Raw genomic sequence first — 21,341 nt, 5'->3', positions numbered from 1 at the left:
GGCATGAGGCAACCGCTCGGAAATTAGTCGCCCTCACAAGACGCCCATCCGGAAGCCCATTCCATGGGGCGCTTCCCATGGCTCTTATCCGGGCCGTGCATCCGGAGCCTGAGAGCGGCCGAGAACGTAAAAAACCCTCCGGGCCGCGAAGCCCGGAGGGTTTTTTCATGTCAGACGAACGAGAGGATCAGAGAACGACCTTCACGCCGAACTGGAAGGAGCGAAGAACGACACCGTTCTGGGTCCAGGAAGAGTTGTAGAGGTAACCGCCATAGGTGCCGAAATCGTAAGGCGATTTGAAGCCAAGCAGGTTGTAGACGTTGGCATAGGCGCTCCAGCGGCGGTTGAACTGATAGTTCACCGTCAGATCGACATCCCAGAAGCCTTTGACCTTGCACTGTCCCTGAGGGACGAAACTGCTGGAGGTCAGGGCATCGGCGCAGTTGCCCGCCGTGCCCGAACCTGTCTGGTCTTCTGCCGTCGTACGATAGCCGCTGGTATAATAGACCGTCGGCGTCACCGCCAGCTTGCGCCATGACAGTGTGTTGGACCAGTTGGCACGCCAGCGCGGCGTTCCCGATGCCGAAACGGCACCGTAAGGGCCGAGCGTTCCGGCATAGCGATAGACCGAGCCATCAGGATTGGTCAGGTTCATGCGACGCACGAAGGTCGCTGTGCCCTTGCTGTACCAGTGCACTTCTCGGAACACGCCGGGAAGCTGGGTATTGGCCTCGAAAGACAGATCGAAACCATCCGTCACGAGCTTGTTCGTGTTCACATAGCCAAGATTGATGATGCCCGGACGCAGCTGGCCGCTCGGGTTCTGCGGATCGGCAATATCCGGCGTAACCGTCACGCCCGTCGGCAGGGCTTCGCCTGCGAGATAGGCGTTGGCCACGTTGGTGGTGCCCACCGGGTTAGGCGCAATGTAGTGGTTTTTGCGGATATAATAGTAATCCGCCATCAGGGTCAGCCAGCGGGTCGGACGGAAGATCGGACCACCCGAGAAATTGGTCGAGGTCTCAGGACGCAGGTTCGGGTTACCGGCCGTGTTCGAGCCAATATAGTAATTCTGAGCGTAGTTGTTGGGCGTACCGTTGGCGTTCAGATGCTGGCTGATGAAGTTGGCATTGTTGGGTGTGTAGGTGGTGTAGCCCACATTCGACCCGCCTGTTTCAGCAAAGCTGGGAACGCGGAAGCCCTTCTGAAACGTGCCACGCAGGGTCAGCTTTTCGGTCGGCTTGAACTGCACACCGAATTTCGGCGAGAAGTGGCTGAAGCCTTCTGAATAATGATCGTAACGGCCCGAGGCATCGGCGCTCAGCATCTTAACGATCGGCGCCTCAGCCTGGAAAAAACCTGACTCGACCCAACGACTGCCCTGAGCGTTCACCGGGTTGATATAGCTGGTGTACTGGTTGGCCGGATTGGCCGTATCAAGCGGGTTGGCGTTCGGATCGTTCAGGGCTTCGTAACGGATGTTGCCGCCGATGGCGAGCTTGGCCATACCACCCGGCAGGTGGAACAGACCCTTGCTGAGCGTGGCTTCGCCCGAATATTCCTGCGTACGCGCATTGATAACATTGCGCGGCGCGATGGAGTTCAGCACCGACTGCGAATTCTGCGACGGATCCACGAAATTGTAGCTGCCGCTGGTGATCGCGTTCTGGATGCCGGAAATGGTCGGCACGCCTGTGATCGTCTGGTTCAGCAGCGTGTTCATGCCAACGAAGTTGACGTCGTAATTCCAGTCCGAACCCCAGCGCGACGGATGCCAGCCATTATAGCGTACCGAACCACGGAAGTTCTGGCTCGTATCCATGGTGGTCGGAATCAGATCGCCAAAGCGATAATTGACCTGCGCCTGCTCACCCTGTGCGGCATAAGGATTGTTGGGGTTCAGAGAGCCGTCAGCCAGATAGACGGGCAGATAGGTATTCTGCGCCGATGCCAGCTTTGCCTGGCTGTAGGACGTACCACCATAGGTTGAATAGGGCGTTCCCGTGATGATCGAACGCGCCTGCGACCAGGTGAACATGGCCGTCAGCTGCGAACGCTCCGTAACATTGGCCGTAAAATGCGCTGTGGCACTGACGCGACGCAGATCGGGCGCAAGCTGGGCGTATTTCTGCGTGTTCCATGAGCAGGCTTGGCTGGTGCCGGTGCTTCCACCGACAGCTCCTGTAACCAGACCATCAAGGCCACGGCAACCCGCCTGCTGGTTCAGAAGCGACCAGGGTGCCGTATTGGTGCCGGTTCCTGTCACAGGACGCACGAGCGCTACGGTCGACGGCGCGAAATTGGTGATCGAGCCACCCGAGACGATGTTATCGTTACCGTTGCTGCCACCGATCCCGGTCAGGTCACCATTGTTATACGGTGAATTGAGCTGACGGTAATAAAGCGGATCGTCCTGCTGATATTCCGAGTTGATGTAGAAGTTGTAGCCGTCCTTGTGCAGGTCACCATGCCCCCAGGTGGCATAGAGGCGCTGATGCCCTGCATCGCCACGCTGTGTCAGGCCACCTTCGGCGTTACCCTCGAAACCCTTGATTTCCTTGCGGGTGATCATGTTGACCACACCGGCAACGGCGTCAGCACCATAGGTTGCCGAGCCGCCATCCTGCAGCACGTCCACGCCCTGCATGATGGATTGCGGCATCCAGTTGGTGTCGACAAAGTTGCGCTCGCCGTCATCGGCCAGCGGATAGTACGACAGGCGCTGCCCATCCATGAGGACCAGGGTCGAATCCGTGCTGAGACCGCGGAGCGACGGAGCCGATGCACCGGCGGCAAAGCCACCACCCGCCGACCAGGCATTGGTCAGATTACCTGCACCGTTGGAAGACAGAAGCTGCAGCGCATCGGTCACGGTCTTGATGCCGCGCTGCTGCATGTCCTTCATGGTGATGTGCGTGATCGGTGACGCACTGGTCGTGTTCGGATCGCGGAAGAGCGAGCCCGTCACCATGATGGTTTCGGGGCGTGAAGTCGCAGGAGCGTCCCCAACCGGTGCGGAAACAGCCCTGGCGCGCGTCGCGCGGCTCTGGGCATTGACCTTCACCTTGCTCTTGGCAGGAGCCTTGGCGGCGTTGGCAGGGATTGTCGATGTTTCAGGGGCCGAAACACTCTGTGCCCGTGCGTCACTGACGAAATGCAACAGAGCGACACAGGCTGTGGCACTCATGAGACCGGCGGCAAGCGGTCGCTTGCGTCGGGTTGACGGGGCGACGATCGGGTCATGGCGACCCGATTCGTGCGTCTCTCTTGGGAGCAGCGTCATGGAACGTTCCGTCAAAATGGGTTAATTCGCGATATTACGCATCGCAACGTTCCCAAGCCGTAACGGAAGATTGTTAACGTCCGCAAGGCGCGTTACATTTATATTACATAGTTCGAGCAATGCTGTGCAACAATGTCACACTGCCAGAAGCACCGTTACCAATCAGAAATCATTTTCTGTCAGTTACTTACAACGATCTGGCATGATCGGGCTCTTGCTGGGCGCAGGTTTATTTCGAAAAAAATCGAATTCACGGGGAACCGTTAACGGTTAAGAATTGACAGCGACCTATGTCTTGTCCGTTTCGCATGTCGCCGCATACGCACTGGCTGGCATGACATAAAAAAAGCGGGGCTTTGGCCCCCGCCTTTTTCTCCTTCGTCTCAAGAAGGAAACCGCTCACTCAGTGGGAGAAACCCTTGGCTGAAGCGCGGGTGGAGTGGAGATGGGCTTCCACCTCCGGGTCCAGCTTCAGGAAGTAGGTCAGAACCGCACTGATGAAGTAGATGATGGAGTAGACAACCATCACACCGAACACCCCGAAGGCAGGCTCGAAGATGTAAACGATGGCCGGGCCGATCCAGACACTGGCACCTGCACCGAGGTTCAGCAGCGACATGGCGGCTGCCTTGTTCTCGGGAGCGAGGTAAGGCATCAGGGCCGAAAGCGGCACATAGCCAGCCAGGGTCATGCCGTAAAAGGCACCGGCGATCATGACGATGAACAGATGGTCAGGGCCCAGCATGGTGGGGGCAAAATACAGTGCCATGGTGCTCAGCGTCGAGCCAATGCCACCCATGATCATGGTCGTGTAGCGCCAGCTCAGCTTGTCACTCACGATGCCCAGGAACAGGTTGAAGAAGATATTGCTGATGAAGATGGCCTGAAGCACGGCCAGCCACTGGCCCATGGTAAAGCCAAGTGTATGGGTGAAATAGAGCGGCATGAACACCAGGAAGCCGAATTCAGCAGAGGTGTTGATGGCACGCACTATGCAGCCAATGCCGACTTTGGGGCGCTGCCAGCCAATGGCCAGCGACATGAACAGCGTCTTGAGTGCTCCGTTGTTGCCCGTTTCGACGCGAGGCACGCGGCTCATGCCGAGCAGGGCCAGCGCACCACCGAAGACAACGAAGCTCAGAGCGACCCACAGGGTTGCATAACCACCAATGATGGGCAGCAGGACACCGGCAATCGTCGTACCCAGCGTGGGCAGACCTGCCGTGAAGCAGAACCAGAACCAGCCAACGGCGGAGCCCAGTTTCTGCACGGGCGCCGTGTTCACAACCCAGACGAGAAAGCCGAAGGCGAAGAGCGGATAGCCAAAGCCACGCAGACCGTAGAACAGCGTGATCAATGTCCAGGACTTGGACGGCAGGGCGAAACCCAAGAACCCGATCTGGAACAGGATCCAGATGGCCAGACCGACAAGCATGACCTTGCGGCTGCCCCACATGTCGGAAAGGGCACCCGAGGCCCAGGCCGATACAGCTGCCGTCAGGCCATAGATGGTGAACAGGCCGGCAACGTCATGCTCCTGAAAGCCGAGCGAGACGAGATAGGGAGAGAGGTAACCACTCTCTACGCCGTCACCGATCATGAAGAGCAGAGTACCGATAAAGCCCCAGATCATGATCGGCGGAATGCCGGCCCATGAGATGAACCGTCCGAAAGCCGTCTGTGGCTCAATGTCTGGCAAAGTGTCGGTTGCGGACCGTGCCCCGCCGACGAATGTCCCGCCTGCCATTGTGTTTCTCCTGAGTCTCAAAAAAGGCATCTTGCTGCCCTGCAGCGTGCCTGGCCCGTCCTCCTTTGCGCGGGTTGTCCCCCTCCGGCAAATCACAAAAAAGAGTTATAGTTACCAGACGGTCTGTTCTTATGAGACATTCAGGCTGTCAGAGTTGGTATGATAAACGTTTTTTAATGAGATCATATAAGAACTTTTATAGAACGCGATCTGTATTACCACCCCAAGGTGACAATAATTTGAATTGTCTACCCATGAAACTCTGTATTCGACAGATATAAGTCTTACGCTTATACCTAGGCCGCATTCCGGCTAACCATCACGCCATTGTGCATGGATTGTATGAAAATCTCATAGTTATATATTTCTATTCAATGGCTACATTGCTTGTGTGGTATTCTCTTAATGCAACAAAATGGGTATTATTCATGCTTCGCAAAACAAGCTTCATGAACAGAGTTTAATGCATATCATTTCATCAGCCGAATCTAACATTGCGGCCACTGGCCGGATCAGACCGAGGGCTTCTCATGACAACCCGCAAGCAACGCGCCAACGCCATCCGTATCCTGGCCATAGATGCCATCTTCAAGGCCCAGTCCGGCCATCCCGGCACGCCAATGGGCATGGCTGATATCTCTGAAGTGCTGTGGCGTGACGTGATGCGCTACAACCCGGCCAATCCGGGCTGGTGCAACCGTGACCGCTTTGTCTATTCCAACGGCCACGGCTCGATGCTGCTCTATGCCCTGCTGCATCTGAGCGGGTTCGACCTGACGATCGAGGACATCAGGCAGTTCCGCCAACTCCATTCCAGAACGCCCGGACACCCCGAATTCGGCTATGCACCCGGAATCGAAACCACCACCGGCCCGCTGGGCCAGGGTATCGCCAACGCTGTCGGGATGGCGCTGGCAGAAAAGACTCTGGCCGCGCAGTTCAATCGCCCCGGTCTACCCATCGTCGATCACCACACCTATGCCTATGTGGGTGAAGGTTGCCTGATGGAGGGCATCTCGCATGAAGCCTGCGCTCTGGCGGGCACGCTCGGGCTCGGCAAGCTGATCACCCTCTATGATCGCAATATGGTCACCAATGATGGGCCGATCGACGGGGTTTATACCGATGATACGCGCAAGCGTTTCGAGGCCTATGACTGGCAGGTGATCGGCGAGATTGACGGGCATGACCCCGATGCTGTGCTTAGCGCACTCAACGCAGCACGCGCCGAAACCACGCGCCCTAGCCTGATCATCTGCCGTACCACCATCGGTCAGGGTTGTTCCGAAGGCTATGCCGGTACCAACAAGGTGCATGGCGGTGTTCTTCCCGCCGATGAAATCGCCAGAATTCGTGAGCGTCTGGATTGGGCCAGTCCGGCTTTCGAGATTCCTGACGCCATCTATCGCGACTGGGATCATCGCCCAGCCGGAGAGGTGGCCGAGGCCGCTTGGAACGATCTGTTCTCCCGCTATCGCGATGCCTATCCGGATCTGGCTGCCGAATTCACCCGCCGTCAGGCCGGCGCCTTCCCCGCAGACTGGGCAACCCTGTCGCGTGAGTTGGTCGCCACCCTGCAGGCAGCCCCCAGGGATATTCCCTCGCGCAAGGCATCGCAGAACGCCATTGAGGCCTTTGCCCCCCATCTGCCCGAAATGTTCGGCGGCTGCGCCGATATAACCCCAAGTTGCCTCACATGCTGGTCAGGGTCTTCCTCTGTCTGCTTCGATGCAGCCGGCAATTACGTTGATTACGGCGTGCGCGAATTCGGCATGGTTGCTATGGCCAATGGTATTGCCCTGCATGGCGGCCTCATTCCTTACACCGCGACCTTCCTGATGTTCATGGAATATGCGCGCAATGCCGTGCGCATGGCAGCGCTCATGAAACAGCGTCAGATTCTGGTCTATACGCATGATTCCATCGGTCTGGGCGAGGACGGGCCCACCCATCAGCCTGTCGAACAGCTCGCGAGCCTGCGCCAGACGCCCAATATGGTAACCTGGCGCCCCTGCGATCAGGTCGAAACGGCCATCGCCTGGGTCAGCGCGCTTGAACGTCGTGACGGCCCCACCGCCTTTTCGCTCTCGCGCCTGCCGCTCAAACAACACAGCCGCAGCGAGGAACAACTGCGCAATGCCTGGCGCGGTGGCTACATCCTTTCCGACTGCGCAGGCATCCCTGACCTCATCCTGATTGCTACAGGCTCGGAGGTCACACTGGCCATGGACTCCGCCACCCTCCTGCGCAACCGGAATCTCGCGGTCCGGGTGGTTTCCCTGCCCTCACCCGAAACCTTCGATGCCCAGGACGCAGACTATCGCGAAAGCGTCCTGCCCGATGGCGTGCGCACCCGTCTGGCCATAGAGGCCGCAAGCACGATGTACTGGTCGCGTTATGTGGGGCTCGATGGTGATGTCGTGGGCATGACGGGCTTTGGTGAATCCGGCCCGGCACAGGATCTGTTCCGCCATTTCGGCTTCACGACAGCCAATGTCGTCACGCGCGCCGAAGCGCTTCTCGCCCGTCACGCCAGACGCCGTAGCGCCTGACAACACGCCCTTTCCCGGCATTTTTGCGGGCGGCACCCACCCATGCCGCCCCCACCCATACTGGATAAATTCATGGACCTTTTCGATCTCTCCGGCGATGTCGCTTTTGTCACCGGGGCCGGAAGCGGCATCGGGCAACAGATCGCCATCGGCCTTGCCGAAGCCGGTGCTTCGGTTGCCTGTTTCGACCTCCCCGGCTCACGTCAGGGCCTCGACGAGACCGCCGACCGTATCCGCGGTCTCAAACGTGCCGCGCTGGTCTGCACCGGTGATGCAACCGACGAAACCAGCCTGGCCGACGCCATTGCGGCCACACAGGCCGAACTCGGCCTGCTTTCGGTTGCCGTCAATGCCGCAGGCATCGCCAATGCCGCCCCGGCCGAGGAGATGGGACGCGACCAGTGGCAGCGCGTGCTCGATATCAATACGACAGGCGTCTTCCTCTCCTCTCAGGCCGAGGGTCGCGCCATGCTGGCCAATGGTCGCGGGTCAATCGTCAACATCGCCTCCATGTCCGGCGTGATCGTCAATCGCGGTCTGATGCAGGCGCATTACAATGCGTCCAAAGCCGCCGTCATTCATCTGAGCAAAAGCCTCGCGATGGAATGGGCAACGCGCGGCGTGCGTGTGAACACCATCAGCCCCGGCTATACCGCTACCCCCATGAACACCCGCCCCGAATGGGCCGAGCGTGTGAAGGTGTTCGAGAACGACACCCCCATGAACCGCATTGCCGTCCCGCGCGAAATGGTGGGGCCCGCCATTTTCCTCTCCTCCCGCGCTGCGTCCTTCTGCACCGGGGTCGACCTGCTTGTGGATGGCGGTTTCTGCTGCTGGTAAGAATGCGCAGGGCTCTGCCCTGAGACCTTCAGAGGGACGGGCGCTTGCGGAACCTGTTTTGCGTCACCCTGTCTTTCGTCCGTTCCACAGGTCGTCTAAAGATGGATAAAGACCCTGTTGCTGGCGCGGCTGTTCAGGGCGCTGCCTTGAAACCCGCAAAGGGGCGTTAGCCCCTTTGATCCCGGATTGTCGTGCCGTTCAGTTTTTACTCATGGGGCGGGGCGGGGCGGGACGTAAGGCCGGATATATCGGCCTTGTAAGCTGAACCCATTCGACGCGCCCTCTACGCCTTGTCCTGCGTCACTGCGTTTCGTGTCGCAGATGATCTGCGCACTCGGCCTCGAAAACGGGCTTATTCTCGGCCTTCAGGAGGTAAGACGCTCTATGGGAAGTTCGAGCGTGTGCTTGATTTCCGACAGAGCCACCATTGAATTGACCTCCTGTATCCCCGGGATCAGGGCCAGTCTTTTCAGAAAGAACTGCTCGTAGGATTCGATATCCCGCGTCACGATGCGCAGGATGAAATCGACCGAGCCAAGCAGAACATAGCAATCCTGCACCTCAGGGAATTCGCGTATAGCCTCTTCAAACGCAGCCAGATTGGCGCGGGCATGGGCTGTGAGCTTCACCAGAGCATAAACCTGCGCGTTCAGCCCGATCTTGCGCCGATCCACCAGATAGACCTGTTTTTGCAGGATTCCGGATTCCTTGAGGCGCTGTATGCGACGCCAGCATGGCGCCTGCGAGAGCCCGACAGATTCGGCCAGCTCAGCCGTCGGGCGTGATGCATCCTGCTGAAGCAACTGCAACAGATGGCGGTCAATCGCATCCAGATCTTCAAGCATCTTCATACCTCAAAAGTGATCTTTTGCCGCATATTTTATGCGTGTGATTTACATTCTGGAAGCTGAAAACGCAATTTTTATCAGAAGATTGCATGATACCGTTCCGGCAAAGGGATGCTGGCTCAACTGGCCGACATCCCGCAAAAACGCCCTTTCTGGAGCCAGACCATGTCAGCCAGCTTCGCCAAGACAAGCACGCTCGACGCCCGCAGTGGTGCCGATATCCTGCTCGAAATCCTCGCGAGTGAGGGGGTCGAGTATATCTTCGGCAATCCCGGCACGACGGAACTCCCTCTTATGGACAGTCTGCTGCGCAGGCCCGATATCAGCTACATCCTCGCCCTGCAGGAGGCGAGCGCTGTGGCCATGGCCGATGGCTATGCCCAGGCAGCGGGCCGACCGGGTTTTCTAAACCTGCATACAGCAGGCGGGCTGGGTCATGGCATGGGTAATCTGCTCAACGCCCATGTCTCGCAAACACCCCTTGTCGTCACGGCAGGGCAGCAGGATCTGCGCCACGCCGTTACCGATCCGCTCCTGTTTGGTGATCTTCTGAAAATTGCCGAGCCTGCGGTGAAATGGGGCAAGGAAGTTGCCTCTGCCGAGCAACTTCCCACGCTGGTTCGGCGCGCCTTTCACGACGCCGATGCCGCACCTTCCGGCCCGGTCTTTCTGTCCCTGCCCATGGACGTGATGGAGGAGATGAGCACCGTCAGTGCCGGGGCCCCTTCACGCATCGACCGCAATGCCATCGCCGGCGCCCTGCCAGAACTGGCAAATGCCCTTGCCGCCATCGCGCCCGGGCGCCTTGCCCTGATTGCAGGCGACGAAATCCATGCCAGCCGCGCCGCTGCCGAAACGGCAACTTTGGCCGAGACACTGGGGGCGCCCGTCTATGGCTCTTCGTGGCCCTCGCGCGTCCCTTTCCCGACCGCCCATCCGCTATGGCGTGGTAACCTGCCCACCACGGCGCGCGGTATTGCCGAAGTGCTCTCCCAGTATGACGCCATTTTCGCTATTGGCGGCAAATCGCTCATCACCATTCTCTACACCGAAGGCTCGGCTATTCCTGAGGGGTGTACCGTCTACCAGCTTTCTGCCGATGTGAACGATCTGGGGCGCACCTATCCCACGGCGCTTTCTACCTGCGGCCATCTGAAAGCATCGCTCAACGCGCTTCAGTCACTGGTGGAAAAGGCCTCGCTTGCCCATGCCCCCGCCTATGACGCCCTGCGCCGCAAAGCGGCCACGCAGCGCGCCTCGGAGCGCGCCACCCTTCATGGCCGCGCTGATGCGGCCATGAATGAGGCGGTCATCCCACCCATTCTGGCTGCGCGTGAGGCCGTACGGGCTATCGGCCCTGACACCCCGATCGTGGATGAGGCCATTGCAACATCGGGCTTTGTCCGCAGCTTTCTCGAAAGCAGTGATCCGTCTCAGTACTCCTTTCTGCGCGGCGGGGCTTTGGGGTGGGGTATGCCCGCTGCCATCGGCTGCTCACTCGGCCTGAAGCGCGAGCCTGTCGTGTGCCTCGTGGGTGATGGCGCGGCGCTTTATTCGCCTCAGGCGCTCTGGACGGCTGCTCACGAACACCTCCCCATCACCTTCGTTGTCATGAATAACTGCGAATATAACGTGCTGAAAAACTTCATGCGTGGTCAGCAGAACTACACGGCTGCACAGACCGGGCGCTTCATCGCAATGGATATCGTTAACCCCACCATCGATTATCAGGCTCTCGCCACCTCCATGGGCCTGCCTGCCCAGCGCCTGACACGCGCTGGCGATATCGCCCCCGCCATTCAGGCTGGTATTGCGAGCGGCAAGGCCAATCTGATCGAGATCATGATCAGCCGCTGAATGTTGCGGCGAGGGTTCTGCCCTCGCCCCCACACGGGGCCTCGCTGCACTAAACCCGCTTTTACAACGCCAGATGGAAGAACTGGTTATGCGCGGTGGCCTTATACGGGCCGAAGGGCGGACCACTCTCGAACCCGTAGCGGCGATAGAGCCTTATCGCAGCCTCGAACGATGGTGACGTCCCGGTTTCGAGGCTCAATCGCATCAGACCATGCGCTCTGGCAGCCTCGATAAGCGTGCCCAGTATGGCCGCTCCAGCGCCACGTCCGAGAAAATCAGGGTGGGTCCGCATGGATTTGACCTCGCCCACCCCCTCTCCAAATTGCTTCAGCGCCCCAATGGCGGCGACACGACCCTCGATACGCGCAGTCCATACCGTAACCTCGGGCGTGGTCAGTCCTGAGAGATCGAGGGCAAAACGGAATGCCTCTGGCGTGCTTTCCGCCATGCCCGACAAATGCAAGGCCAGCAGCGCCCGGCTTTCCGCGCTGGAGAGATCGTCGATCCCTATTTCCATGAGCCAATATGCCTTCCCTGTTGCCTGAGCCGCTTCAGAGCAGGAGAATGATCGCAAAGTGGTACCTGGCCCATACGCTCTCCTGCGTTTGCCTGATGATGGGCACACCCTTCCAAGGATCGTCGCCTTTGTCAGCCATTTTTCCACACAGCGTTCTCGACCGGGCCGAAGCGTATCTGGCTTCCCAGCCAATTCGGGGTGGAGGCACCTTGCTCGATGCATCCGGCGCCGTCCTCTATAGCGACGTCATGACGCTTGTACCGGGTCCGGTCTATTTCCTTGGGCTTAATCCCGGGGGGAGCCCTGGCAACAACCGTGACGGCACCATACGACACTCACTAACTGCTAGCCGAGCAGGGATAAATGCGTTTCTGGACCAGTCATGGGGTGATCCGCCAAGAAACTCACCCTCAGGAGAGGCGCCATCACAGTGCCGTATACGCAAACTGTTTGCGATGATGGGGCTGGAGACACGCAAGATTGCCGCGAGTAATCTAGTATTTACCCGGTCGCGCAATCTGCGTTTCCATATAAATTTTGAGAACGCCATCGCGCAATGCCGCCCTGTTCATGAATTCTTTATCGACGCTATCCAGCCGGAATTAATCCTTACGCACGGCAACCGCGATACATTCAGACAGGGAATAGGCGCGCATTTTACCGAAAATCACGAGGCGCATCATGCTGGCTGGACGATTCACTTAGGCACATGCGCGATTGCCGGCCGGACCATTCCCGTCATGAACATGCCTCACCTTTCATTCTGGGCCATCAATGCGGAAACACCCAAAGCCGAGCGACGACGTGCCATTCTTCGCACTCTTTTCAAAGAATACGGTTTTTCGCCGCAATAAACAGCCATCAATGACGCGCTCCGCGATCAGGGCCATTCGTCAGATCACGGCACTTCAAACTTGGTCAAAAGCCAGCCATAGCCCGCCAACAGATCCTCGTGATGCCGGCGTGTCAGTGCGGCCAGACAGGCGACATGCTCGAGGGGGCCCGCTGTTCCACCGTCATAGAGCCCATATTCGGCATGGCAAAGCTGGTCCCGGTAGACCAGCCACGCGCGCTCAGCCTGCCTCAGCGCGTCACGATCATTTAATCGCGGCTGATCACTACGCTGAAAAAGGGTAATAATTCGTTGATAATCCCTGTTGAGCGCAGCGTCCTCCTGTCGTCGGACCTTTTCAAAACAGTCATAGGTTCCAGCCTGTCCCATTTGCCCATCCTGGCTCCTACAGGCTGCCATGAGCGGCTCGTCCTCGTTCATCCTCTGGGCATGGGCGCAAGGCGAAATGCCGCAAAGCACAGCGATGGCGAACTGGCGTACGATCTTCTTCATCGTTCATGCTTTCTTGAGAAAACACTGAACTGAAACGCCTGAATCGTGCCGTTCGGCGTTTCATGTAAGTGATCGACCGTTCGGAGCAGGGTAAAATCATTCCCCAGCAAAGCACACAACGATGCGCTGTCATGACGCATGACAGGCAGGCCGGAACAACGGAGGGGCCCATCCGGGGAAAAACCTCCTATGACAGCAATGCCACCGGGCAGGAGAGCTGATCGCAAGGCGGCAACGTAGCGTGCCTGATCGGCGGCTTCTGTCAGGAAATGCAGCGCCGCGCGGTCGTGCCAGACCATGTAGTGCCTGTCTGGCGACCATGCCGTGACATCGGCGACAATCACATGATGCCGTGTGCCGAAAGGCGCGAGCCGTCTGGCAACACCAGACAGGGCAACAGCAGAAAGATCAAGGCTCGTGACCTCGGCAAATCCGGCATCAAGAAGCCTGTCCGGCAGGAATGAGGCCCCGCCCCCGATATCGATTACCGGCCCCTTCCCGGGGGCCGCTTCCATAATCAGGTCAAGCGACAGGGTTGGACAGGGCTCGTACCAGCTACAGCCTGTCGAGGGTTTATCCGTATAGACCCTGTCCCAGTAATCCTGACGACGCTCCATGTTCTCTTGCCCTTCATACCGCCCCCGGTTCTCTATCCTGCCGAGCGGCTCGATAAAATACCGGCCTCCAGCCCGGATGGGCATATACAGACCGCACAAAGACTGTCCCATCCAACGCGATGACGACCCCAGCTCGTGCCCGATCAACCGTCAAGGAATGCGTGATGCGTTCTGAACAGCCTTGCCTGCGTGTGGGCCTTTGCAGGTCTTTCCCGTGCGTGTCGGTCCGCGGCAGTACAGTTCACTGCCTGCTAGAGCTGCATCATCAACCAATCACGCATCAACCCGAGATCAACACTATATGTCGAATTGAATTCTGTTCGATGAATTCTTGATGACTTCCCCGTTTTGAGTAGTCGCTCCTTCTGCAATGCTCTTTGATGCGCCGCGTCATTCCCTGCCTTTTCAGGATCTGTCGATGCGCTTTCGCCACCTGCCTCATTCATTTCCAACAATCAGCCACACGATGCTTGTCTCAGGGCTTGTCTCGGGGCTTGCCGTGGGGTTTGCCTTTGCCCCAGCATCATGGGCCCGGGATCATGCCCCGTTGGAAACACGCGCAATCTCACACGCCGTGGACGACGCCGTGCATGTCAACCAGATCCAGGTGATCGGCACCCATAATTCATATCGGCGCGATATCTCGCCGGTGACACTGCAATGGCTGACCAGCCTCTCCCCGCAGGCCGCGGTTGCACTCGATTATCATCACGACACCCTGACAGCCCAGCTCGATCACGGTGTCCGCCAACTCGAGATCGACATCTATGCCGATACGCAAGGCGGCCGTTATGCCCATCCCAAAGGTGCCGAATGGGAGCGAAAGGCAGGGCTGACCCCCGATGCCGATCCGACCCCGGCACAGGCCATGCAGGGCACGGATTTCAAGGTGATGCATATTGTCGATATCGATCAGAGATCGAGCTGCCAGCCTTTCCGCGCCTGTCTTGAACAGATCAAGGCATGGTCTGACGCCCACCCCAACCATGTACCGGTCTTCATCGATCTGGAAACCAAGCAGGATATCCCTTTTGGCGGAGGCAAGCTGCCCTTCACGCCTCCTGAAGTTTTCACGCCAGCCACTTACGACCGGCTAGACGCCGAGCTTGTGGCTGTTTTCGGTCGCAATCGCATCATCACCCCCGATGACGTGCGTGGCGATGCCCCGACACTCGATGAAGGGGTCAGAAAGCATGGCTGGCCTGCGCTGTCACAGGCACGGGGCAAGATCGTGTTCCTGTTTGATCGCCCGCATGACACGGCACGCTACGTCAAGGATCACCCGGCCCTGCGCAATCGTATCGTGTTCACCAATGCGCATCCCGGCAATCCGGATTGCGGCTTTACCGAGGTGAATGAGGGATTCATCGGGGCCAAGGGCAATGGCAGCGATGCGGTGGACAACAAGGCTGCGGCAACGACCATCCCTGCCCTCGTGAAACAGGGCTATCTCGTGCGCACCCGGGCCGATGCCAACACGATCGAGGCGCGTCAGAATGCGCTTGAGCGTCGTGACGTGGCTTTTTCATCCGGCGCACAGTTGATCAGCACCGATTATCCAACCTTCGAGCCAGCACCCTGGCACAACTACTCGGTCGGGTTCGGGCATGGGCTGGTGGCCCGATGCAATCCGGTCAATGCGCCAGCCTCCTGCCGCTCTTCGGCTCTTGAGCCATAAGGCACCCGACGTCGGCATCATGCTGGTCTGTTAATCTTTGATGACGGCGGGAATGTCATGCCGATATTTCCGCCTCTTGCTCCATTTCTTCATGTCCAGACCAAACGATCCGAGACATGTTCATGAAACGCTTATCTCTTTTTCTCGCCGCCTCCGCGCTCACGGTACTCTCATCGTCCGGTCATGCGCAGAATGCGCCAGGCGCCGTGCCGGCATCGCCCGACGAGGCAGTTCACCTCAACGAAATTCAGGTGATTGGCACCCATAATTCCTACCGTGCCGCCATGTCGCCCGTCACCATGCAGTGGCTTTCAAAAGTCGCTCCTGACGCCGCAATCACGCTCGACTATCAGCACGCGCCGCTTTCCGTGCAGTTCGATCACGGTATCAGGCAAATCGAGCTCGACCTTTATGCCGACATGAAGGGCGGGCGTTATGCCCATCCCAAGGGTCCCGACTGGCTGCGCAAGGCAGGCCTCACCCCGGAGGCCGATCCTGTCGATCCAGCCATCATGCAAGGCAATGACTTCAAGGTCATGCATATCGTCGATATCGACCAGCGTTCGACCTGCCAGCCGCTCAAGGCCTGCCTTGGCATCATCCACACCTGGTCAGACGCCCATCCGGGGCATTTGCCGATTTTCGTCGATCTGGAGACGAAGCAATCCGCGCCACCGGGAAAAGTCCCCTTCACGCAGCCTGAAATTTTCACTCCGGCCACCTATGACCGTCTTGACGCCGAACTGCTGGAAGTTTTCGGACGCAACCGTATTCTGGCGCCGGATGATGTGCGTGGTGACGCCCCGGATCTGAACACGGCCATACGCAGCAAAGGCTGGCCCAGCCTCGCCAAAGCCCGGGGCAAGATTGTCTTCGTGTTCGAGCGCCCTCATGACACTGCGCGCTATCTGGTAGGGCACCCGGCGCTCAAGGGACGGCTGATCTTTCCCAATGGCCGGCCCGGCGAGCCGACATGTGCCTTTACTGAAATCAACGAAGGTTTTGTAGGCAAGAAGATCGGTGAGTTCGAGGCGGTAGATAATGCCAGAGCGGCAAAGATCGTGCCCGATCTGGTCCGACAGGGTTATCTCATTAGAACACGTGCCGATGGCGATACGCTGGAGGCGCGTCACAACGATATTGCCCGTCGTCAGACCGCATTCAAGGATGGCGCACAGCTGATCAGCACGGATTATCCGCTTTATGCCCCTGCCCGCTGGCACGATTACAGCGTGTCATTTCCGGGTGGGGCCATGATGCGTTGCAACCCGGTCAATGCCCCTGCTTCCTGCCGCGATTCGGCGCTGGAACCCACCGCGCCCAAACTCTGAGCGCCGCCCCGGAACACAGGAAAACAGGGGTAAGGGGAAGAAAATGCAAAATTCTTTCTTTCCCCCTGTTGCCAAACACAATGAGGGCTGGTAGTTCCCCCTTCACCGAAGACGAGGTCGCTACAAGCCTCCTCCGACGCGGTCGCCGGAGCGGAAACGCTCCATGCGGGTGTAGCTCAGTTGGTTAGAGCGCCGGCCTGTCACGCCGGAGGTCGCGGGTTCGAGCCCCGTCACTCGCGCCACTTTCCCATGAAAATATGAGAAAATGGTGCATTACGCTGCCATCGTGCGCGTATCACCCATTGATCGACCGATCATGCCGGGCCGAGGCGCCCTGCCTCAGCCCCGGGCACCACGCGACCTTGTCTCATGTCGCGAGATAGGCATCCAGCACCGCGCTGGACGGACCATCGAGGCGGATACGCCCTTCCTCAAGCCAGATCAAACGCGTGCACCATTTCCGCATAATTTCGGGCTGATGCGATGACATGATGAGCACATCCGCATCCTGTACGAGCGCTTCCAACCGCTTTTTCGCCTTTTCCATGAAGGTGATGTCACCCGCCATGAACCATTCATCCATCAGCAGCACGTCGGGCGTGATGGCTGTCGCCAGCCCAAAAGCCAGACGCACCAGCATACCGCTGCTGTAGGTCTTGACCGGCAGGGCGATGAAGTCGCCCAGTTCGGCAAATTCGGCGACATTCTCGAGCACGGATTTCGTCCCCGCGCCGCTCATGCCATGAGAGAGGCAGCGCAGTCGCACGTTCTCCAGGCCTGTCAGCTCCATGTTCATGCCGAGCTGGGTATCAAGAAGCGTACCAATCGTACCGCGGATGCGCACCCGGCCTGCAACAGGCTCATAAATACCGGCCAGCGCCCGCAGCAGGGTCGTCTTGCCAGCACCATTGCCACCGATCAAACCGAGCCGCTCACCGCTCTGCAAGCCAAAGGTAACGTCCCTGAGCACGTCTACTGTAACGCGATGACGGGCATCCTCGATGAGGGCACTTCCCGCGCGATGGACCGACCGGTTGGCCACAGCTCGGGCCATGGAGCGTTTCAGGGTTCGACTGTCCGCATGATAGACCGGAAAACTGAGCGATAGGTCATCCACAAGAACTCTGGTCATGTTCAAACCCAGTACGCGATGCGTGCGCGAAAGCGCGTGAAGACGAGAACCGCAAAACCGATCAGAACAGCGCTATGCGCCAGGGCGACCTCCCACAGGGCAAGAGGGGTTGGTTCTCCCAGCAGCGGCGTGCGCATGATGGCGATCAGCGAATAGAACGGGTCGAGCAATATCCAATGCTGGAGCGTCCCGACCAGTTCGGGGCGCCAGATGATGGGGGTGATAAAAAAGAACACCTGAAGCAGGGATTGCACAATGGGGGGGATATCGCGAAAGCGCGCCCCCAACAGACCCAGACACAGCATCAGTGCGAAGCTGTCCACCAGCCAGAGTGCCAGTGCTGGCAGAACCAGCCAGATATGGAGTGGTGTTACATGGAAGATGAGAAACACGACCAGCACGACCACCGCATTATGCAACAGAACAAGGATATTGCGCGTGATGGCCTGCAGGGCAAAGACGCTGAACGGCATACGTGCCGCCTGGATCATGCGACTTTCCTGAGAAAATACTGTCGTGCTTTCTCCGATCAGTGTCGAGATATACCCCCACAACACCAGCGACAGCGCGAGAAAGGGCAGATAATCCTTGATAACCATGTTGAAGAGTTCGGCATAGAGAAAGCCGAGCGCTGCCACCATGACGGCAGTGGTGATGGTCAACCAGAACGGCCCCAGCATCGAACCACGATATCGCATCTTGATATCGAGCCAACCGAGCATCATCGCAAGGGGCAACAGGCGTAGCCCTGCCCTCAAATCGGACAGGGCTGCCCTGAAACGTCCGGCGGCGGTCAGGGGGAACAGATCGAGGATAGGCTCTTTTCGACCTGACTCTGCCTTGATTGTGTTCATGCTTCTTGCTCTTCGCTGGATCAGGAGGAAAGCTCTACCTGCTCCGCCGCCTTCCTCCAAGAGCGGGGGCGCGCGATGTATTCCTTTCCGGACAAAATCCGGTGTCCTGCGGCGGCAGACGAGGTCTCGAGATGGATTCACGACGGTAGAGTCGGCTATGATTGCCGTTCATTGTGCGGGACAAGCAAACAGGCATGGATGGTGGCGATTACTTCATGATCGGTTTTGTCTTCGCGACATACGCGATCGGCCCGCTGCTGGCTGCCTTCCTGGTACGACGTATCAACCGGTCAGGCCTGTTCGAAGAGCAGGACGACTAGATCAGGCGTCGACCTGTCAGGCCTTTGCCTCGCTCGCGCTTTCGAGACAGGGGGAGCTGCCCAGACCACCCTCCTCATACGCTTTCGCTGTTAATAAAAGGCCCTCCCATAGCTTCAGAAACGCAGCGTCATTCCCTGTCTGGCCAGAGTAAAATGAAAGCCCAACCGGTTGTCCCGATCCAGATCGTTGCGGATACGCGTCTGCGCCGTCGGTCCGGCGTCAAGCAGGGGCTTGATGTGCGAGACCAGAACGGGGAAACCCGTCATGGACACGCCTGCAAGGGCCTGAAGTGCCGCGAGTTCTGACAGCAGCCATCGAGGCGTCAGATGGCCGAAAAGCTGCTTGTCTGTCCGTCGGTTGTCATACGAACATTCGATGATGATCCCGCGTAAATGGCCAGTTCTTATCAGTGGCGCCACCTCGTGCCAGAGCGCCGCCAGATGGCCACCCGGTTCGATGGCATCCGGGCCGGTATCCCCGAGATAAAGCAGGGCATCCTGACCTGAATGGAGAAGAAATGCGGTGGATTCTACCCCGCCATGACTGAGCGGATAAGCCGTAACACTCAATGGCGTTCCTGAGAGCGGCATTGTCTGACCCGGCGTGAGGTCATGATAGTGAAGCAGCCCGAACGCCGGTTTCACTCCCCTGTCACCCAGATTGGGCCAGACACGGTGATTGAACAGGTCATCCTGAAGTACCGACAGAACCGACGGAAGGGCATAGACAGGCTTGCCCGGATCCTCAGGCGAGATGGCCACCAGACCTGCCACGTGATCGAGATGGGCATGGCTCAGCAGATAGCCCTTGATCACACGATGCAGGATCACCCCACTGCGTGAGGCTGATGGGTCCGCGCCCAGATCGATGCCATCGAAGGCATGGGCGGCATCGGCTTTTTCGATGCCGTTGAGCACTGTGCCTGCATCCAGAAGCACACCGGACGACGTTCCCGCTTCCCGGACCAGATAGGCGCTCAGATTACCATCCTCGAGGCCGCCGGCCGCACCCAGGACAGTTACGTCAAACTCATGCGCCTGAACAGTGGCAATGGGCACCATCAGGGCAAGCAGCAATAGCCTGATCATGCTTGAAGGGAGCGCAGGCAACAGACATGCGGGCAATCGGTAAGAAATCATCGGGCCTCCGGCATCATGAAGACTGAACCCCATGCCAGCTTCTCCCCGAATGATGAAAGATATTTGTCAGCAATACCTGTTGCCTGCACCCGCCCGGCGGGATTCGCACGCTGTGCAGACCAGCGTGGAAACGACCGGGTCCTGACCCGCAGTGAGTCAGTGACACCGTCTGATCGGCAGTCATAAGACGCGTCATGACTGGCAAGCATTCGCAACACATGTAACACTTGGAGGAACAGCCCCGGTTAAGAGTATACAGATGTCCCGCAGAAACTCATTCTTGCGCTGCCTGCCCCTGATAATGGGCCTTCTTGTACTGGCAGGGTGCGATGACCAGCCACCGCTTCAGCCCGGTCATTGCGAGATCCGGACACTGGGGCGCCTGAGGCTGCGCAGTCTGGCATCGATCCCGGTTGTCGAGGCCAGGATTGATGGCAAGCCCGTATTGTTCATGGTCGATACCGGCGCTTTCAACTCCACCATCTTCAAGAAAAATGCCAGCATGCTCAGCCTGAACTACACAGGCGCGACAGCCCAGATAAGAGGCGTGCATGGCATCGAAAGCAGCGCCGTTGTTCGCATCGACAGGCTCGATCTGGGCTCCGGTGCCACGACCGACCATGCGTTTGTCCTCACAGAGTCGATGGCGCCCCGAACGCCCAAAGGGTTGCCCCCCATTGTCGGACTGCTCGGCGCAGAGCTGCTGATGGCGTCCGACCTGGTGATCGATATGCCGCATCACGCGATGTACATGCTCGACATGCGCCGGTGCCCCTATATCACCCCCTACTGGCAGGGAACGGTCCACAAGATACCGATTGAACGGGACTGGGACGATAACAAGGTTCGCCTGACATTCACCATCGATGGCAGCAAACCGATCCCGGCAATTTTCGACACAGGCTCATCCCACGTTCTGCTGCCTTATTCACTGGCCCATGAGAAACTCGGCATCACCCGTCGCGACCTCAAGAAAGACCCGTCAAGCACGGACAGCATGGCCGTTGGAGAGGACACGGTTACAAGCTATCACCAGCAATTCGACCATCTCGATATGGCAGATTTCCGTATCAGTAATGCGTGGGTGACCATTGATGATGCAGATAATATCGACCATGCCCTGTTCGGTGCGCGATTCCTGCATCAGACCCGCATCTGGCTGACCACGAAGGATGTGATGTATGTGCAGCACGTCTCGGAAATGAAGGATGCGCCGCCCATTCCCATCACCCCGGTCGCTGGCGTTACACCGGTGACGAAATAACCCGGCCGCCCCTTAT

17 protein-coding genes and 1 tRNA gene are annotated in these 21,341 nt (G+C 58.5%); 9 read left to right on the top strand and 9 right to left on the bottom strand.

All coding sequences use genetic code 11. The features are described from left to right. Window positions 1–187 precede the first annotated feature (187 nt). Together P5689_RS09370 and P5689_RS09365 are read right to left on the bottom strand one after the other, a co-directional pair. Complete coding sequence (locus tag P5689_RS09370) at window positions 188–3,187, bottom strand: TonB-dependent receptor plug domain-containing protein (RefSeq protein WP_408868571.1); 3,000 nt, start codon at window positions 3,185–3,187, stop codon at window positions 188–190. Window positions 3,188–3,686: 499 nt separating this feature from the next. After that, the gene (locus P5689_RS09365) at window positions 3,687–5,030 is read right to left on the bottom strand and encodes an MFS transporter (protein ID WP_285532942.1); all 1,344 of its coding nucleotides are present in this window, start codon (window positions 5,028–5,030) and stop codon (window positions 3,687–3,689) included. Between the two features lie 530 nt (window positions 5,031–5,560). Here P5689_RS09365 and tkt point away from each other — a divergent pair. After that, a complete protein-coding gene (tkt, locus tag P5689_RS09360; RefSeq protein ID WP_285532941.1) occupies window positions 5,561–7,582 on the top strand; it encodes a transketolase in 2,022 nt (673 codons plus the stop codon). Between the two features lie 72 nt (window positions 7,583–7,654). Next, complete coding sequence (locus P5689_RS09355) at window positions 7,655–8,422, top strand: SDR family oxidoreductase (protein WP_023977945.1); 768 nt, start codon at window positions 7,655–7,657, stop codon at window positions 8,420–8,422. A gap of 365 nt (window positions 8,423–8,787) precedes the next feature. Here the strand turns inward: P5689_RS09355 and P5689_RS09350 are convergent, their stop codons facing one another. Continuing rightward, the gene (locus tag P5689_RS09350; RefSeq protein ID WP_023977944.1) at window positions 8,788–9,267 is read right to left on the bottom strand and encodes an Lrp/AsnC family transcriptional regulator; all 480 of its coding nucleotides are present in this window, start codon (window positions 9,265–9,267) and stop codon (window positions 8,788–8,790) included. Window positions 9,268–9,435: 168 nt separating this feature from the next. Between P5689_RS09350 and P5689_RS09345 the strand changes: the two genes are divergently transcribed. Then, window positions 9,436–11,127: a thiamine pyrophosphate-binding protein gene (locus P5689_RS09345; protein WP_023977943.1), complete on the top strand. Its 1,692-nt coding sequence runs from the start codon at window positions 9,436–9,438 to the stop codon at window positions 11,125–11,127. Between the two features lie 61 nt (window positions 11,128–11,188). On the opposite strand, the gene P5689_RS09340 is transcribed toward P5689_RS09345, so the two are convergent. After that, complete coding sequence (locus tag P5689_RS09340) at window positions 11,189–11,644, bottom strand: GNAT family N-acetyltransferase (RefSeq protein ID WP_023977942.1); 456 nt, start codon at window positions 11,642–11,644, stop codon at window positions 11,189–11,191. Window positions 11,645–11,772: 128 nt separating this feature from the next. Between P5689_RS09340 and P5689_RS09335 the strand changes: the two genes are divergently transcribed. Beyond that, a complete protein-coding gene (locus tag P5689_RS09335) occupies window positions 11,773–12,498 on the top strand; it encodes a hypothetical protein (RefSeq protein ID WP_285532938.1) in 726 nt (241 codons plus the stop codon). A gap of 44 nt (window positions 12,499–12,542) precedes the next feature. Here the strand turns inward: P5689_RS09335 and P5689_RS09330 are convergent, their stop codons facing one another. Beyond that, entirely contained in the window at window positions 12,543–12,989 is a 447-nt protein-coding gene (locus P5689_RS09330) for a lysozyme inhibitor LprI family protein (RefSeq protein ID WP_285532937.1), read from the bottom strand. Then, a complete protein-coding gene (locus P5689_RS09325; RefSeq protein WP_285532936.1) occupies window positions 12,986–13,606 on the bottom strand; it encodes a class I SAM-dependent methyltransferase in 621 nt (206 codons plus the stop codon). Before P5689_RS09325 ends, P5689_RS09330 begins: the two co-directional genes overlap by 4 nt. A 418-nt stretch (window positions 13,607–14,024) precedes the next feature. Here P5689_RS09325 and P5689_RS09320 point away from each other — a divergent pair, with 418 nt between their 5' ends. The 3 genes from P5689_RS09320 (at window position 14,025) to P5689_RS09310 (ending at window position 16,857) form a co-directional block, all read left to right on the top strand. After that, window positions 14,025–15,284, top strand: coding sequence for a phosphatidylinositol-specific phospholipase C1-like protein (locus tag P5689_RS09320; RefSeq protein WP_235075411.1), 1,260 nt, complete (start codon window positions 14,025–14,027; stop codon window positions 15,282–15,284). A 122-nt stretch (window positions 15,285–15,406) separates the two neighbouring features. Then, window positions 15,407–16,615, top strand: coding sequence for a phosphatidylinositol-specific phospholipase C1-like protein (locus P5689_RS09315; RefSeq protein WP_031240200.1), 1,209 nt, complete (start codon window positions 15,407–15,409; stop codon window positions 16,613–16,615). A 165-nt stretch (window positions 16,616–16,780) separates the two neighbouring features. After that, a tRNA-Asp gene (locus P5689_RS09310) sits at window positions 16,781–16,857 on the top strand. Window positions 16,858–16,982: 125 nt separating this feature from the next. On the opposite strand, the gene P5689_RS09305 is transcribed toward P5689_RS09310, so the two are convergent. Continuing rightward, window positions 16,983–17,747, bottom strand: a complete 765-nt coding sequence (locus P5689_RS09305; protein WP_023977935.1) for an ABC transporter ATP-binding protein — start codon at window positions 17,745–17,747, stop codon at window positions 16,983–16,985. A gap of 2 nt (window positions 17,748–17,749) precedes the next feature. Next, entirely contained in the window at window positions 17,750–18,601 is an 852-nt protein-coding gene (locus P5689_RS09300) for an ABC transporter permease (RefSeq protein WP_285532934.1), read from the bottom strand. Between the two features lie 173 nt (window positions 18,602–18,774). Between P5689_RS09300 and P5689_RS09295 the strand changes: the two genes are divergently transcribed. Continuing rightward, the gene (locus P5689_RS09295) at window positions 18,775–18,921 is read left to right on the top strand and encodes a hypothetical protein (RefSeq protein WP_285532933.1); all 147 of its coding nucleotides are present in this window, start codon (window positions 18,775–18,777) and stop codon (window positions 18,919–18,921) included. Between the two features lie 114 nt (window positions 18,922–19,035). On the opposite strand, the gene P5689_RS09290 is transcribed toward P5689_RS09295, so the two are convergent. Further along, entirely contained in the window at window positions 19,036–20,010 is a 975-nt protein-coding gene (locus P5689_RS09290; RefSeq protein ID WP_285532932.1) for a 3',5'-cyclic-nucleotide phosphodiesterase, read from the bottom strand. Window positions 20,011–20,320: 310 nt separating this feature from the next. On the opposite strand from P5689_RS09290, the gene P5689_RS09285 reads away from it, so the two are divergent. Further along, window positions 20,321–21,325 (top strand): retroviral-like aspartic protease family protein, encoded by a 1,005-nt coding sequence (locus P5689_RS09285; protein WP_285532931.1) that lies wholly within the window; start codon window positions 20,321–20,323, stop codon window positions 21,323–21,325. The last annotated feature ends 16 nt before the right edge of the window (window positions 21,326–21,341 follow it).

It is taken from the genome of Asaia sp. HumB (genome assembly GCF_030263835.1).
Classification (GTDB): domain Bacteria; phylum Pseudomonadota; class Alphaproteobacteria; order Acetobacterales; family Acetobacteraceae; genus Asaia; species Asaia bogorensis.
Note: the sequence above shows the minus strand (reverse complement) of the source record. Positions and strands in the feature narration are given on the sequence as shown.